Below are 13,555 nucleotides of genomic sequence, written 5' to 3'. Positions count from 1 at the left end.
GGGCTCCTCTGTTCGGGGAGGGGGCGGGTGAGCGGTATCCGTCCGCATTTGTCCGCCGGGTCGTGTGACAAGCGGAATGGTTTTGTTCACTCCGGGCGCGCACCGTGCGGACTCCGTGCCACCCGGTGACGGCCTCGCGAGCAGGGTCGGGGGCGAGGGCGCGGGAGTCCGGCGCCGCCTGACGCCGCATCATACGGAAGCCGCCGTCGCCGCCCGCCGGGGGAGTGGCCGCCCGCGCCGACGGGGCACAAGCTCCGCCGGATCTTCACCTTTGGCCCGGTAGGGGCCGGTCGCGGGGGGATTTGTCGACTTGTGGTCCCGTTTCCGGCAGTTGCCCGGAACCCACCGTCTCCCACGGCCGGCAGGTTCCGTCCGGGGTACGGCGGCCGCGGCCCTTCACGCACCGGTGACGTGCAGCAGGCGCCGGTCGTGGGGGAGGGCCAGGTCGTCGAGGGCGAGTCCCGCCGCCAGGCGGAAGGCGCCCAGCAGGGGGTCGCCCTCGGGAGTCACCCGGCGGGCGTGCGGGAGGGCCTTGGCCAGCTCCTCCTCCAGCGGAGCGAGCAGCGGCTCCCCGAGGCCCAGCAGACCACCCGTCACCGACACCGCGGCCTCGCCCCCGTCGGGGCAGACCGCGGCCGCCGCGGCGGCCATGTGCCGGGCGGCCTCCCGCAGGATCGCCTCCGCCGCCGCGTCCTCGCGCGCGCAGGCGGCCACCTCGGGCGCGAACGAGGCCAGCACCGCGGGCCGGTCGGTCCGCGGGTACAGGGCCTGCGGCCAGCCGTCCGCCGGACCGAGCAGGGCCTGCCCCCGCTCCAGAAGGGCGACGGACCCGCCGGGACGGCCGTCGTGGGCGCGGAGCGCGGCCTCCAGACCGGCCCGGCCGATCCACGCGCCGCCTCCGCAGTCGCCCAGCAGATGACCCCAGCCGTCCGCCCGCCGCCAGGCCGCCAGATCGGTGCCGGTGGCGGTCAGTCCCGTCCCGGCCGCCACCACGGCGCCCGGACGCGCGCCCAGCGCCCCCACGTACGCCGTCACCGCGTCCGAGGACAGCGCGACGCCCGCCCACGCTCCGTCGCTGCCGAAGCGTGCCGCCAGGGCGTCGGGCACTTCCGCCCGCCAGGCGTCGCCGAGCGAGGCGAAGCCCGCCGCGCCCACCGCCACCGCCTCCGGCGCCCGGACCCCGGCCTCGGCCAGCGCCGCTTCGGCGAGCGGCGCCAGCAACTCCAGCAGGTGGACCGGATCGAGCCCCCGCGGTCCCGTGCGCACCGGCTCCCGGCCCGCGCGCCGGATCACCGGACCACTGCGCGCAGTGCCCACGGCGACCCGCAGCCCGGAGCCGCCGGAGTCCACCGCCAGCAGCACCCGCTCCCGCGACCCGGCCGGGTCGACCATGGGACGGAGCACGTTCCCCTCCTCAGCCAGGACCGGCCGCACGGGCCACTGGCCCGGCCCGGTGCTTTCGACGAGGACGAAGACTAGCGTCGCCGGCCGTCCCGACGGGTGTGCTTCCGCAGGTACGGGCGATGTCGGTGAGGGCCAGTAGGGTGACGCGTTGTGGCACCAAGACCTCTACATGAACTCGTTGAAGCGGGCTGGGCGAAGGCCCTGGAACCCGTGGCCGGCCGCATCGCCGCGATGGGCGACTTCCTGCGGGCCGAGATCGCGGCCGGCCGGACGTATCTCCCTGCCGGAGCCAACGTCCTGCGGGCCTTCCAGCAGCCCTTCGACGACGTCCGCGTCCTGATAGTCGGTCAGGATCCCTACCCCACACCGGGGATGGCGATCGGGCTGAGCTTCGCGGTCTCGCCGGAGGTGCGCAACCTCCCCGGCAGTCTCGAGAACATCTTCCGGGAGATGCATTCCGACCTCGGACTGCCCCGTCCGTCCAACGGCGATCTGACGCCATGGACCCGGCAGGGCGTCCTGCTGCTCAACAGGGCGCTCACCACCGCCCCGCGCAAGCCGGGCGCACACCGCGGCCAGGGCTGGGAAGAGGTGACGGAGCAGGCGATCCGGGCGCTGGCCGCGCGCGGCAAGCCACTGGTGTCGGTCCTGTGGGGGCGCGACGCGCGCAATCTGCGGCCCTTGCTGGGTGACCTCCCGGCGATCGAGTCCGCCCATCCGTCACCGATGTCCGCAGATCGGGGCTTCTTCGGCTCACGTCCGTTCAGCAAGGTCAACGATCTGCTGCTCCGGCAGGGTGCCGAGCAGGTGGACTGGCGCCTGCCGTAGGCACGGCCTGCCGCAGCGCGGCTCCAGCCCTGACAGCCCGTCTGGTCACCTCCGGCCAGGCGGGCTCCGTTCTGTTCCAGGCCGTGAGCGCGCACGCACGGCCCGGCGACCTCGCGGCACCGCCCGCGCCGTGAACCCTCCGGCGTCGCCGCGCACTGGTCCGTCCGGACGCCCGCGGGTCGCCGAAAAGAGCGGAACCCGTTCCCGTCCGCCCGCGTGAGGCCCGTCCCTGCGTGATCCCGCGCTGCACTGTTCCCCGCGGGTGTCCTCGCAAAGTTCCCTGCGGGTGTCCCCGCGTCCCCGCGTCCGCACCGGTCGCCCTTCCCGCCGTCCGTCCTCACGAGAAGGGGCGCCTGCCGATGCCACAGGGCGCACACCGCCGGTCCGCCTCACGCATGCCCGGACCGTTCGAGCTGCTGACGCGCGTCGTGGCGGCGGCGGGGCTCGCCGTGGACGCGTACCTCCACGTCGACCTCGCGTCCACCTACGACGGCGGCTCGGCGACCGTCGGCCAAGGCACCCTCTTCCGGATCGAGGCCGTGCTGGCGGCGCTGGCCGCGCTGCTGGTGCTGTTCTTCCGCAGCCGACTCCTCCGCGTGTACGCCTTCCTGGTCGCGGCCGGCGGACTCGCGGCCGTGCTGGTTTACCGCTACGTCGACGTCGGGGCGTTCGGGCCGTTCCCGAACATGTACGAGCCGCTGTGGTACACGAAGAAGGTGGTCAGCGCGACCGCCCAGGCCGTGGCCACGGTGGCGACGGCCGTGCTCCTCGCCCTTCCCCGACGGCGCTGACCCCCGCAGAGACCACCACCACCTCACCTCCCCCAGGAGGTCCCGTGGAAAAGCTCTCCGGACCCGTCCGCGCCCTCGCGGTGGTCGCCATGGCGGCCGCCGCCCTCGGCGGCTGCTCGAACGGCGACTCGGGCACCCCCGCGCCCGACAAGGCGGAGCACGCCTCACCCACCCCCGCCACGGGTGGCGCGGCCCGCCTGACACTGCGCTCCGCAGGCGGTCTCGGCAAGATCCTCGCCGACGGCAAGGGCCACACCCTGTACCTCTTCCAGGCGGACACGTCGGCGAAGTCGACCTGCGACGGCACCTGCGCGGGCGTCTGGCCTCCGCTGACCACACAGGGCGCGCCGCAGGCCGGGCCGGGCGTCGACGCCTCGAAGCTGAGCACCACGACCCGTGACGACGGCAAGAAGCAGGTCGTCCACGACGGCCACCCGCTCTACTCCTACCAGGGCGATGACGCGGCCGGCGACACCAACGGCCAGGACCTCGACCCGTTCGGCGCGAAGTGGTTCGTCCTCGACGCCTCCGGCAGGGCGATCGAGAAGAATCGCACCGGCTGAACTCCGCACCACCTCCCCGCACCCCCGGGCGTACGGGCGCGCACCGCCGGCCCGGGGTGGTCGACCAGCGGCCGTGACCGGGTCAGCCGACGACCGCGGCGCGGACGCAGAGCACGTCCGGCAGGTGCGCGGCCAGCTGCCGCCAGCTCTCGCCCTCGTCCGCGGAGGCGTAGACCTCGCCGTTGCGGGTGCCGAAGTAGACGCCCGCCGGGTCGGCGTCGTCCGTGCACAGGGCGTCGCGGAGCACCACGCCGTAGTGGTCCTCGTCGGGCAGCCCCGCCGACAGCGGCTCCCAGCTGCCGCCGCCGTCGGAGGTGCGGAACACCCGCAGGCGGCGTCCGGCGGGAACCCGGTCGGAGTCGGCGTTGACCGGGAACAGGTAGGCCGTGTCGCCGCGGCGCGGATGCGCGGCCACGGCGAAACCGAAGGTGGTCGGCAGGTCGTCGCCGATGTCGCTCCAGGACCCGCCGCCGTCGTCGCTGCGGTAGACGCCCCAGTGGTTCTGCAGGTACAGCCGCTCGGGATCCGCGGCGTCCCGGGAGATCTTGTGGACGCACTGGCCGAACTCCGGGTCCGGATCCGGCAGGAAGACCGCCGAGACGCCGGAGTTGGACGGCGACCAGCTCGCCCCGCCGTCCGCGCTGCGGAAGACGCCCGCGGCGGACACCGCCACGGTGAGGGCGGCCGCGTCGCGGGCGTCGGTGAGGATGGTGTGCAGCCCCTCGCCGCCTCCGCCGGGCGCCCAGCGCGAGCGGGTGGGGTGCTCCCACAGGGGGCGCACCAGGGTGAAGCTCTCACCCCGGTCCTCCGAACGGAACAGCGCGGCGGGCTCGGTGCCGGCGTACACCACGCCGGGTTCGGCGGCGGACGGGTGCAACTGCCAGACGCGCTCCAGGGACGCGCCGGTGTCCTCCGGGAACCGCACGGCGGGGCTGGCCGGTTCGGTCCACGTACGGCCGAGGTCGTCCGAGTGGAAGACCGACGGACCCCAGTGCGAGCTGACGCCCCCGACCAGGATCCGGGGCGCGGGACCGCGGGTGTCCAGGGCCACCGAGTAGACCGCCTGCGCGTTGAAGTGCGGATCGGGATCGAACTCCCAGTCGCCGCCGGATCCGCGGCGGGCGAGGAACAGCCCCTTGTTCGTGCCTACGGCGAGCAGTACGTCGGCCATGCCGGCCACCTCTCAGGACGTCGTCGTCCGGACGGGAGCGATGCGGTCACGGCCAGTCTGCACGCAGCCACCGACAACGCCCCGTAGCGACGGCGCCACCGCAGGTAGGCGTCCTGCGGCGGCCTGCCGGACGCACCCCGCCGGATGCCCTCGCAGGGTGGACGGATGGACGGATCCGGCATCCGGGAGGAGCAGGAGGCGCTGCGCGCCGAGGCCCGGGGCGGGTACCAGGACCTCGCCCTGGGCGGGCCGCTGGAGCGGGTGGGGGTGCCCGCCGTCGTCGGGAGCGCCGCGCTGGGCGTGATGGTGCGCCGTGATCTGGACGTCGACGTGGCCTGCGAGCGTCTGGACGACGCCACGGCGACGGCCGTGGCCGAGACGGGCGCCCTGCTCGCGACGCACCCCCGCGTGCGCACGGTGACCTTCCGCGACGACCGCGGGGAGCGGAGCCGGGAGCCGGACCGCTACCCCGACGGCCTGGACCTCGGCGTGGAATGCCGCACGCCCACCGGCGCCCTCCGGAACCTCGCCCTGTGGTTCCTGGACGACCCCGAACGCCGGCCCTCGACCGCCCATCCGGCCACCCTGCTCCCGCGGTTGACCGACGGGAGCCGCAGGACCGTCCTGAAGATCAAACGGGCCTGGGCCGGCCACCCCGAGTACGGCACGTCCGTCTCCGGCATCGATGTCCACCGCGCGGTGCTCGACGACGGTGTCGGCGGTCCCGCCCAGTTCGAGGACTGGGGCCGACGCCGGGCGAACTCCCGGTACTGACGGCGCCGTTCTAGCCGCGGCGCATGCCCTCCATGCGCGCGATCTCGGTGGTCTGGGTGGCGATCACGTCGTCCGCCATCTCCTCGGCCCGGATGTTGTTGCCGCCGGCCTTCACGTCCCCGGCCATGGCGATCGCTCCCTCGTGGTGGGCGATCATCAGATCGAGGAAGACCCGGTCGAAGGCGGCGCCCTCGGCGGCCTGAAGTTCCTTCATCTGCCGGGCAGTCGCCATCCCCCGCATCTGCGCGTGCGCGTGACCCGCGGTGTCTCTCTCGGCGCCGTGCTCGTCCAGCCAGCCTTCCATCATGTCGATCTCCGCGCCCTGCACGTCGGCGATGCGCGAGGCCAGGCCCTTCAGCTCCTTCGACTTCGCCCGGTCCGGAGCGAGGCGAGCCATCTTCAGGGCCTGCTCGTGATGCTCGATCATCATCTGCACGTAGGCGATGTCCGCCGCGTTGGGGGAGTCGTCCTCGCGGCGGTGCCCGGCCGCGTCCTCGGGGGACAACGTCTTGTTGGCCTCCCCGGGCCTGCCCGGGGCGAGGACCGAAGACCCCTTCGCCGTACCGGAACCGGAGCCGGAACCGGAGTCGCAGCCGCCGAGGGCGAGGACGGCCAGCGCCAGTGAGGCGGTGACGAGCGAAGCTCGTGAAGCGCGGCGAACGAGCACGGCGACCTCCCGGGGGAAGAGCGATTGACGGTTCATCGTGTCTGCCGACGACTGTCCTAACACGGTTTCCGCGGCGCGTGATCAAAAAATCTTATGCCAATCACATTGCGCTCTATTGATCTGTGCATGATGCAGACGATACTCAGGGGGGTCCGTGCCCGCTCAGTTGCGCGCACGGGTCGATGAGGGAGGACGAAGTGCTCAGACGAAACCCCCGAACGCACGGCGCACGGCTGGGGATCGCGGCCACCGCCGCCGGTCTGTTGGCCGCTCTGCTCACGGCCGCCCCCGCCGGGGCCGTACCCGGCCCGGGAGACATCCCGGAGAAGAAGATCTCCAGCAGTGTCCAGGCCGAGGTCGAGGCCGCCATCGAGAACGGCGAGATACCCGGCGTGGACGAGATCGTCCACAGCGACAACATCGAGCACGTCAGCAACACCCCGAAGGACCTGTTGCCCGGCACCAACTCGGACCTCGCCTTCCAGGGCGACTACGCGTTCTCCGGCAACTACGACGGCTTCAAGATCTTCAACATCAAGAACCCGAAGAGGCCGAAGGTCGTCGCCCAGGTGCTCTGCCCCGGATCGCAGAACGACATCTCGGTCTCGGGCGACCTGCTCTTCCTCTCCACCGACTCGTCGCGCAGCGACGACTCCTGCAACAGCACCACGCAGCCGGTGACGGAGAAGTCCTCCTGGGAGGGCATGAAGATCTTCGACATCAGCGACATCAGGAACCCGCAGTACGTGGCGTCCGTCGAGACCGCCTGCGGCTCGCACACCCACACGCTGGTGCCGGACGGCGACGACGTCTACGTGTACGTCTCCTCGTACTCGCCGAACGCCGCCTACCCCGACTGCCGGCCCCCGCACGACGGCATCTCGGTCATCAAGGTCCCGACCGACGCGCCCGAGACGGCGGCCGTCGTCAACTTCCCGGTGCTTTTCCCCGGTGAGGGCGAGCTCGGCGGCGGCAACCCCGGCTCCCCGGTGAACCCGGGCGTCTCGCGCACCACCGGCTGCCACGACATCACCGCCCTTCCGTCCCGGAAGATCGCGGCGGGCGCCTGCATGGGCGACGGCATCCTGCTGGACATCTCCCACCCGGAGAACCCGAAGGTCATCGAGCAGGTCCAGGACAACGTGAACTTCGCGTTCTGGCACTCCGCGACCTTCAACATGGACGCCGACAAGGTCGTCTTCACCGACGAGCTCGGCGGCGGCGGCATGGCCACCTGCAACGCGGAGATCGGCCCCGACCGCGGTGCCAACGGCATCTACGACCTGGTCGGGAAGGGCCGCAACCTGGAGCTGCGCTTCGCCGGCTACTACAAGATCCCGCGCCACCAGGCCGACACCGAGAACTGCGTCGCGCACAACGGCTCGATCGTCCCGGTCAAGGGCAAGGACATCATGGTCCAGTCCTGGTACCAGGGCGGCGTCTCGGTCTGGGACTTCACCGACTCCGCGCACCCGAAGGAGATCGCGTTCTTCGAGCGCGGCCCGCTGCCCAACGGCGGGGGCGGCGGCACCTGGTCGACGTACTGGTACAACGGCTACCTGTACTCCAACGACATGGCCAAGGGCTTCGACGTCCTGAAGCTCAACGACAGGCGCACCAACCAGGCCAACGGCGTGCACCTGAAGGGCCTCAACGCCCAGACCCAGCCGGAGTACTACAAGCGGTGACCGCGGACCGGACGGCCGGCCAGGCCGCCCGGACCTCATCCGGCACACCCGGTCCCGCCGTGCGGCCCTTCCGCACGGCGGGACCGTCGTTTCCGGGAACCTTCACGTGACACCCTCCGCTCCTTCGGGCCGAAGGCGTCGGCCTCGCCCCGTGGCGGCCGCGGCCCGGCCGGGAGAAGCCCTCGGCGAGGGCCCCGTTGACCGCGCGGCGGCCCGGCGACATCCTGGTAGGCCCGTCCGGGGCGACGCGGGGGAGCGCCTCGGACGGGACCGGCCCCGGCCGCGCCCTCTCGCGTCCTGCCGGACAGCCCCTAGGCGGAAGCCGTGACGCCCGCGAGGACTCCGCGCAGCGCGTCGGGCCGCCGGTCGACGGGGAGATGGTCGACGAAGCGCACCGCGCAGCCCAGCGCCGCGGCGCCGCCGTCGGCCCTGCGGTCGTCGCCCACCATCAGTGTCCGCGCGGCCTCCGCGTCCAGTGCGTCAAGGGCGATGCGGAAGAGCTCCGGCTCCGGCTTCTGCACCCCGTGTTCGAACGACAGGGTGTAGGCGTCGACGTAGGGGTCGAGCCCATGTGCGCGGAACACAGGGCGCAGATCCCAGCCGATGTTGCTGACCACACCCACGCGCAGGCCCCGGTCGCGCAGTTCCCGCAGGACCTCCAGGGTGTCCGGATAGGGCTGCCAGGCGTCGGGCGTCATGTGCCGGTCGTACAGCGCCTCGTGCAGCACCGGGTCCGGCAGGGCCACCCGGCGGGACAGGCCGGTGTAGACGCCGCGGTGCAGCTCCGGTGTACGGTCACGGATCCGCCAGGCGTCCGCCAGCTCGGCGGGCAGCTCCCGAGGGGCCGGGCCGCCGGGCAGTGCCCCCGCCTCCTCGAGTGCGCGGGCGGTACGGGCGATCTCGTCCTCCGCCATGGGCGTCCCGGCCTCGCGCAGCACGGCGCGCAGCCAGGTCTCGGCGGGCTCGACGCGCAGCAGCGTCCCGGAGAAGTCGAACAGCACGGTGGTCCAGGCGGTCATGGACGCGAGCGTAGTCCCGCACCGGGCCGGGCGGTGGGGCGCGAACCGGACTCCCGCAGCAGGGGCAGTCGTTCGTGCAGCACGAGCGCCGCGGCCACCACCAGGGCGCCCAGCAGCCAGCCGCCCACCACGTCCGACAGCCAGTGCACGCCCAGCCAGACCCGGGTGAGCCCCACACCGACGACGGAGACCGCCGCCGCGGTCACGGCCGCCCGCCACACCCCGCGCCCGACGCCCCGGCGGTGCAGCACCCACAGCAGCAGCCCGCAGCAGACCGTCGCCGTCATCGCGTGACCGGAGGGGAAGGCGGCGTAGTGGGCGTGGTCCACCGGGTCGGGCCACACCGGACGGGGCCGGGCGACGACGGCCTTGAGCACCTGCTGCGTGAGTGCGGCCACCAGGACGACGCCCAGCAGCCACAGCGCCGACCACCACTGGCCCCGTCGCCAGGCCAGCCAGACGGCGACCGCGAGGGTCAGCGCGCGCAGCGTGAGCGGGTCCCAGAACCAGTCGGTGAGCACCCGGAAGAGCGCCGTCACCCCGTCCTCCGCCACCGCCCAGCGGTGGGTGGTGCGGGCCACCTCCGCGTCCAGGGTGACCAGTGGCTGCCAGGAGGCGTCCACCAGGGCGAGCAGCGCCAGGGAGCACAACCCCAGCACGACGGCGGCCCGCAGGGCCGTGTCGTGGAGCCGCGACGGCGGTGCGGCAGGAGGTGCGGTGGGGGGCGGGGCATGCGGGGAGAAGCGCATGGGGCCGATACTGACCCCGCCCGCCTTCCTGAAACCACCCTTTCGCGCCCTCCTGTCCACGGTGACCCGCGAAGGCGACGGGCGGTTGCGCCGTCCGGCGGTCTAGCCGAGGTGCAGCACACCCAGCCCCGGGGCGAAGGCGATCAGCAGCGGGACCACCGGAACCATCGCGCCCGCCGCGGTCAGGCCCAGGCGGCGCACCGGACTCAGCCGGCGCGGCGGGGTGATCAGACGGTGCACGCGACGGGGGACGTCGTCCTGACCGGCGGAGGGTGTGGGGCCGAAGACGCCGCGGTCCTCGTTGAGGCCGACCAGGGCCAGCGCCACGGCCAGACGCCCGTGGCGGCGGGAGGCGGAGTCGTCGGCGGCCAGCTCCACCAGCCGGTGGATCTCGTCCCGGAACGCGGAGAACACCGGCACCCGGGGGAAGCCCTCGGCCAGGGCCGAGGAGCAGTGCAGCAACCAGTCGTGACGCGCCCGCGCGTGCCCCTGCTCGTGGGCGAGCACCGCGTCCAGCTCCCGCTCGCCCAGGCGGCGCAGGGCGGCCGTCGTGACCACCAGACGAGGCGTCGGACCGGGCAGCCACCAGGCGTCCGGACGGTCACCCTCCAGCACCACCAGCCCGTCGCCCGCCGCTGCCTCGCCGGGCAGCGCGGGAGCCCGCTCCAGCAGCGCCGCCCGCTCCCGGCGGAGGCGGGAGCGGGCCCGCACCACCTCGCGGGCCAGCATGGCCGCCGTCCACACGCCCCCGGCGGCCAGCGCCACCGCGGTCGCCGCGGCCCACGGGCCGCCGACCCCGCCGGGAACGTACACGTCGACGACGTCGCTGGGAGCCGGAGCGAAGACCCGGCCGCGGACCGCCTGCCAGGCCACCGCGGCGCTGAGCGTCATCGACAGCGCGAAGCACAGCAGCACGGCCGCCACCACACATTGCCAGACCCAGAGGGCCACCACGGGCTCCCGGTCCACATCGGCCCGCGCCAGAAGACGGGGAGCGACGACGGCGGTCAGCGCGCCGAGCAGCAACAGTGCCGCGGGGACCATCATGGAGGCAGCGTAGGATCCCCGACCGCGCCGTGGAACCGACCCGGGCCCCGAGTGACGCACGCCACGGCGCCCCGCACCCCGCGGACGGCCGCCGAGGCACGGGGGCTGTCACATCGTCAGGAGCATCGCCAGCATGGCGATCCCCATCCCCAGCCGGCACGCCCGGGCCAGCTCCGGCCGGTCCCCCCAGCGCACCGCTCCGCCCGTCCGCGCCGGCACCGGGGAGCCCGACGGCGCGACGCCCCCCGACGGGACGGCGGGCTCCGGCCGCATCACGGACTCGCTCGGGCCCGCGGGCAGCAGCCGGGCGCCGGTGACGAGGACGTACCCGGCGAAGTAGACCAGCAGAACACCCGTCAGCGCGGGCAGCCCCGTGACGCCGTGACCCGCGTGACCGGCCGGCGCCGCGGTCATCGCCAGCGCCATGTAGACCATGGCCAGCGAGCCCACCGCGTGGTGCAGGTGGTGCGCGCTGCTGCGGGCCGCCCACAGCGAGTGCAGCGCCGCCGCGGCGAAGACGGCCGCGTACACCGGCCACACCCAGCGCGGCGGATCCAGGGCAGCGGCCGGGACCGCCATCGCCGCCATGCCGAAGCCCATCACCGCCTCCCCGGCGGCCGCCCTGCGCTGCTCCGCCACGCCGCTGCCGGTCCGCAGGACGCAGTACGCGCCCGCCGCCGCGCACAGGGCCACCAGCAGCCATCCGGTCGTGACCGGTCCGTGCACTCCCGCCCCCTTGGTCGAGGTGCCGCCTCCCCGGCGGTCGGTCAGGGGATGCCCGTCCCGGACGGCGCGCATACGGGCGCAGGGGGGCGTACGGGGAGCATCGGGCCGGAGCGTGACGGATGCCGCCAGTCTTTTACTGGTGAAACACCTGTTAATGTCGGGAAGGAGACCGTTCCGTTCCGACGTCGTACGAGGAGGCCCCCCTTTGGGACGCCCGCCGCTGTTCCGGGTCCTGCGACCCGGCCGCCCGGCCGAGATCTGGTACAAGCACGCCGTCAGCGTGGTCGTGGCCACCGCGCCGCCCAACCTGCTGCTCGTCGCCCTGGGCCGGCTCGACCTCGCGATGTACACGATGGCCGGTTCCCTGTGCGCCCTCTACGCCCACAACCGCCCCTACGCCGCCCGGGCCCGGGCACTGGCGCTGGTGGTCGCCGGCATGGTCGCCGGCCTCGCGGTGGCGCTGACCGCGGCCTCCCTCACCTCCTCGGGCGTGCTGCTGGTCGCGGTGGGCGCCGTGCTGGCCGCGCTGCACAAGGTGCTCTGCGACGCGACCCGCATCGGGCCGCCGGGGAACGTGATCCTCACCTTCGTCTCCTCGGCGGCGCTGTTCGCCCCGCAGACCCTGGGCGAGGTCCCCGGCCACGTCGGACTCGCCCTCGCCGCCGGTGCGTTCTCCTGGCTGGTGGGCATGGCGCCGGGCGCCCTCCGTCCTCACGGGCCGGAACGCCGTGCCGTCGTCCAGGCGCTGGACGCGGTCGCCCGGTACGCGGAGGCGGCCGGGTACGGGGAGGCAGCCCGAGCCGGGAAGGCGGCCGAGGTCGCCGAGGCCCCGGGAGCGGCCGGGTCCGCGGAGGTCGCCGAGGCGCCGGGAGCCGTCGGGTCCGCCGCGTCCGCGCCGTCCCCCGGTCCGCACGGCGAGGCGGCCCGCGCGGACGCTGCCGGGGCGGTGCAGAACGCCTGGCAGAGTCTGCTGACGACCGGGCGGCGCTCCGCCTCCCGCCGCCCCCTCGGCGCCCTGCTCGTGCGCGCCGAGTCCGTCCTCGCGGCGCCCGCCCCCGGCGACGCGGCCGTGCTGCGGGAATGGGTGCGGCGGCTGCACGGCCTGGGCCGCGTCCCGGACACCTTCGGGCCCGGTCCGGACGCGGAGGGCGAGGAAGAACTGCTGGGCGTCGAGGTCGAGCGGGCCTTCGCCGCCCCGCCGCTGCGGCGGCGCCTGGCTCCGCTGCGCGCCGTGGCCCTGCGCACGCTGCTGGGCTGCGCCCTGGCCGGCTGGGCCTCGCTGGCGCTGGGCATCGGGCGGCCCTACTGGGCCCTGGTCACCGCCGCGGCCCTGTTCCAGACCACCCTCTCGCTGACCTGGGACCGCGGCGTCCAGCGGGTCGTCGGCAACCTGGCGGGCGTGGTCCTCTTCGTGCTCCTCGCTCCCGTCGCCCACCTCAGCCAGTGGACGCTCGTGCTGACCGGCCTCGCGCTCAACTTCGGCGCCGAGGCGCTCATCTCCCGCAACTACTGGCTCGGCAGCCTCTGTGTCACTCCGATGGCCCTGCTCATCACCGAGTACGCCCATTGGCAGGACACCCCCGCTCTGGTGGTCGACCGGGCGGTGGACACGCTCGTAGGGGCCCTGATCGGCCTGCTGGCCGCGGCGGTGGTCACCGACCGCCGGGCCGTCGACCGGGTGGCCGTCGCGCTGGAGCACGCCCGGGCGGCGCGGCACCGGGCCGAGGCGCTGCTCGCCGGTCCCGCGACCGGCCCCGGCGCCCTGGCCGGGGCCCGGCGGGAGCTGGCCGCGGCCCTGATCGGTCTGCGGGGCGCCACCCGGGCGGCGTCCGGCGAATGGTGGGCGCGGGCGCTGCCCACGCAGGACGTGACGTCGGAGGAGCGGGCGGGACACCGTACGCTCGCGGCGACGGTACGCCACCCGGGCCCCGGCACCACCGCGACGGCGGGGCCGCGGCACCGCCCGGGCACGACCACGGAGGACGCCACGTCATGACGGACAACGGGGACCGCGCCGGCACGGGAGCGGCGGGCGCGGCGGGGCCGGCGGACACGGTCGCCGCGGTGGTCCGGCAGTGGCGCGAGGTCCTCCCAGAGCTGGACACCGACCCGATGCAGTTGATCGGGA

13 protein-coding genes are annotated in these 13,555 nt (G+C 74.2%); 6 read left to right on the top strand and 7 right to left on the bottom strand.

Features of this window, described 5'->3' with window-relative positions; translation table 11 throughout:
* Positions 1 to 396: 396 nt before the first annotated feature.
* Positions 397 to 1,392, bottom strand: coding sequence for a BadF/BadG/BcrA/BcrD ATPase family protein (locus ACOV8S_RS29915; RefSeq protein WP_448321638.1), 996 nt, complete (start codon positions 1,390 to 1,392; stop codon positions 397 to 399).
* A 162-nt stretch (positions 1,393 to 1,554) separates the two neighbouring features.
* On the opposite strand from ACOV8S_RS29915, the gene ACOV8S_RS29910 reads away from it, so the two are divergent.
* The 3 genes from ACOV8S_RS29910 (at position 1,555) to ACOV8S_RS29900 (ending at position 3,586) form a co-directional block, all read left to right on the top strand.
* A complete protein-coding gene (locus ACOV8S_RS29910) occupies positions 1,555 to 2,232 on the top strand; it encodes a uracil-DNA glycosylase (RefSeq protein ID WP_448321611.1) in 678 nt (225 codons plus the stop codon).
* Positions 2,233 to 2,627: 395 nt separating this feature from the next.
* The gene (locus ACOV8S_RS29905; protein WP_448321610.1) at positions 2,628 to 3,023 is read left to right on the top strand and encodes a hypothetical protein; all 396 of its coding nucleotides are present in this window, start codon (positions 2,628 to 2,630) and stop codon (positions 3,021 to 3,023) included.
* 44 nt (positions 3,024 to 3,067) lie between these two features.
* On the top strand, positions 3,068 to 3,586 hold the full coding sequence (locus ACOV8S_RS29900; protein WP_448321609.1) for a COG4315 family predicted lipoprotein: 519 nt from the start codon (positions 3,068 to 3,070) through the stop codon (positions 3,584 to 3,586).
* 82 nt (positions 3,587 to 3,668) lie between these two features.
* On the opposite strand, the gene ACOV8S_RS29895 is transcribed toward ACOV8S_RS29900, so the two are convergent.
* Positions 3,669 to 4,757 carry a WD40/YVTN/BNR-like repeat-containing protein gene (locus tag ACOV8S_RS29895; protein WP_448321608.1) on the bottom strand — a complete coding sequence of 363 codons (1,089 nt, stop codon included), beginning with the start codon at positions 4,755 to 4,757 and terminating at the stop codon, positions 3,669 to 3,671.
* 165 nt (positions 4,758 to 4,922) lie between these two features.
* Between ACOV8S_RS29895 and ACOV8S_RS29890 the strand changes: the two genes are divergently transcribed.
* Positions 4,923 to 5,531 carry a hypothetical protein gene (locus ACOV8S_RS29890; RefSeq protein ID WP_448321607.1) on the top strand — a complete coding sequence of 203 codons (609 nt, stop codon included), beginning with the start codon at positions 4,923 to 4,925 and terminating at the stop codon, positions 5,529 to 5,531.
* A gap of 10 nt (positions 5,532 to 5,541) precedes the next feature.
* On the opposite strand, the gene ACOV8S_RS29885 is transcribed toward ACOV8S_RS29890, so the two are convergent.
* The gene (locus ACOV8S_RS29885) at positions 5,542 to 6,234 is read right to left on the bottom strand and encodes a DUF305 domain-containing protein (protein WP_448321606.1); all 693 of its coding nucleotides are present in this window, start codon (positions 6,232 to 6,234) and stop codon (positions 5,542 to 5,544) included.
* Positions 6,235 to 6,395: 161 nt separating this feature from the next.
* Between ACOV8S_RS29885 and ACOV8S_RS29880 the strand changes: the two genes are divergently transcribed.
* Positions 6,396 to 7,886 carry an LVIVD repeat-containing protein gene (locus ACOV8S_RS29880; RefSeq protein WP_448321605.1) on the top strand — a complete coding sequence of 497 codons (1,491 nt, stop codon included), beginning with the start codon at positions 6,396 to 6,398 and terminating at the stop codon, positions 7,884 to 7,886.
* A 311-nt stretch (positions 7,887 to 8,197) separates the two neighbouring features.
* Here ACOV8S_RS29880 and ACOV8S_RS29875 read toward each other — a convergent pair whose 3' ends face one another.
* The 4 genes from ACOV8S_RS29875 to ACOV8S_RS29860 all read right to left on the bottom strand — a co-directional run bounded on the left by ACOV8S_RS29875 (position 8,198) and on the right by ACOV8S_RS29860 (position 11,427).
* A complete protein-coding gene (locus ACOV8S_RS29875) occupies positions 8,198 to 8,905 on the bottom strand; it encodes an HAD family hydrolase (RefSeq protein ID WP_448321604.1) in 708 nt (235 codons plus the stop codon).
* Positions 8,902 to 9,654, bottom strand: coding sequence for a phosphatase PAP2 family protein (locus tag ACOV8S_RS29870; protein WP_448321603.1), 753 nt, complete (start codon positions 9,652 to 9,654; stop codon positions 8,902 to 8,904). Before ACOV8S_RS29870 ends, ACOV8S_RS29875 begins: the two co-directional genes overlap by 4 nt.
* A gap of 102 nt (positions 9,655 to 9,756) precedes the next feature.
* Complete coding sequence (locus ACOV8S_RS29865) at positions 9,757 to 10,701, bottom strand: M48 family metalloprotease (RefSeq protein WP_448321602.1); 945 nt, start codon at positions 10,699 to 10,701, stop codon at positions 9,757 to 9,759.
* Between the two features lie 108 nt (positions 10,702 to 10,809).
* Positions 10,810 to 11,427, bottom strand: a complete 618-nt coding sequence (locus ACOV8S_RS29860; protein WP_448321601.1) for a DUF5134 domain-containing protein — start codon at positions 11,425 to 11,427, stop codon at positions 10,810 to 10,812.
* 154 nt (positions 11,428 to 11,581) lie between these two features.
* On the opposite strand from ACOV8S_RS29860, the gene ACOV8S_RS29855 reads away from it, so the two are divergent.
* Positions 11,582 to 13,423, top strand: a complete 1,842-nt coding sequence (locus ACOV8S_RS29855) for an FUSC family protein (RefSeq protein WP_448321600.1) — start codon at positions 11,582 to 11,584, stop codon at positions 13,421 to 13,423.
* Positions 13,424 to 13,555: the final 132 nt, after the last annotated feature.

The organism is Streptomyces sp. CO7 (assembly GCF_053474865.1).
This window is presented reverse-complemented; position numbering and strand designations above follow the sequence as displayed.

Bases quoted from the DNA above. Each gene is read 5' to 3' on its own strand.
- ACOV8S_RS29915 (WP_448321638.1), bottom strand. From the start codon at position 1,392: ATGGTCGACCCGGCCGGGTCGCGGGAGCGGGTGCTGCTGGCGGTGGAC.
- ACOV8S_RS29905 (WP_448321610.1), top strand. From the start codon at position 2,628: ATGCCCGGACCGTTCGAGCTGCTGACGCGCGTCGTGGCGGCGGCGGGG.
- ACOV8S_RS29895 (WP_448321608.1), bottom strand. From the start codon at position 4,757: ATGGCCGACGTACTGCTCGCCGTAGGCACGAACAAGGGGCTGTTCCTC.
- ACOV8S_RS29890 (WP_448321607.1), top strand. From the start codon at position 4,923: ATGGACGGATCCGGCATCCGGGAGGAGCAGGAGGCGCTGCGCGCCGAG.
- ACOV8S_RS29885 (WP_448321606.1), bottom strand. From the start codon at position 6,234: ATGAACCGTCAATCGCTCTTCCCCCGGGAGGTCGCCGTGCTCGTTCGC.
- ACOV8S_RS29875 (WP_448321604.1), bottom strand. From the start codon at position 8,905: ATGACCGCCTGGACCACCGTGCTGTTCGACTTCTCCGGGACGCTGCTG.
- ACOV8S_RS29870 (WP_448321603.1), bottom strand. From the start codon at position 9,654: ATGCGCTTCTCCCCGCATGCCCCGCCCCCCACCGCACCTCCTGCCGCA.
- ACOV8S_RS29865 (WP_448321602.1), bottom strand. From the start codon at position 10,701: ATGATGGTCCCCGCGGCACTGTTGCTGCTCGGCGCGCTGACCGCCGTC.
- ACOV8S_RS29855 (WP_448321600.1), top strand. From the start codon at position 11,582: ATGTCGGGAAGGAGACCGTTCCGTTCCGACGTCGTACGAGGAGGCCCC.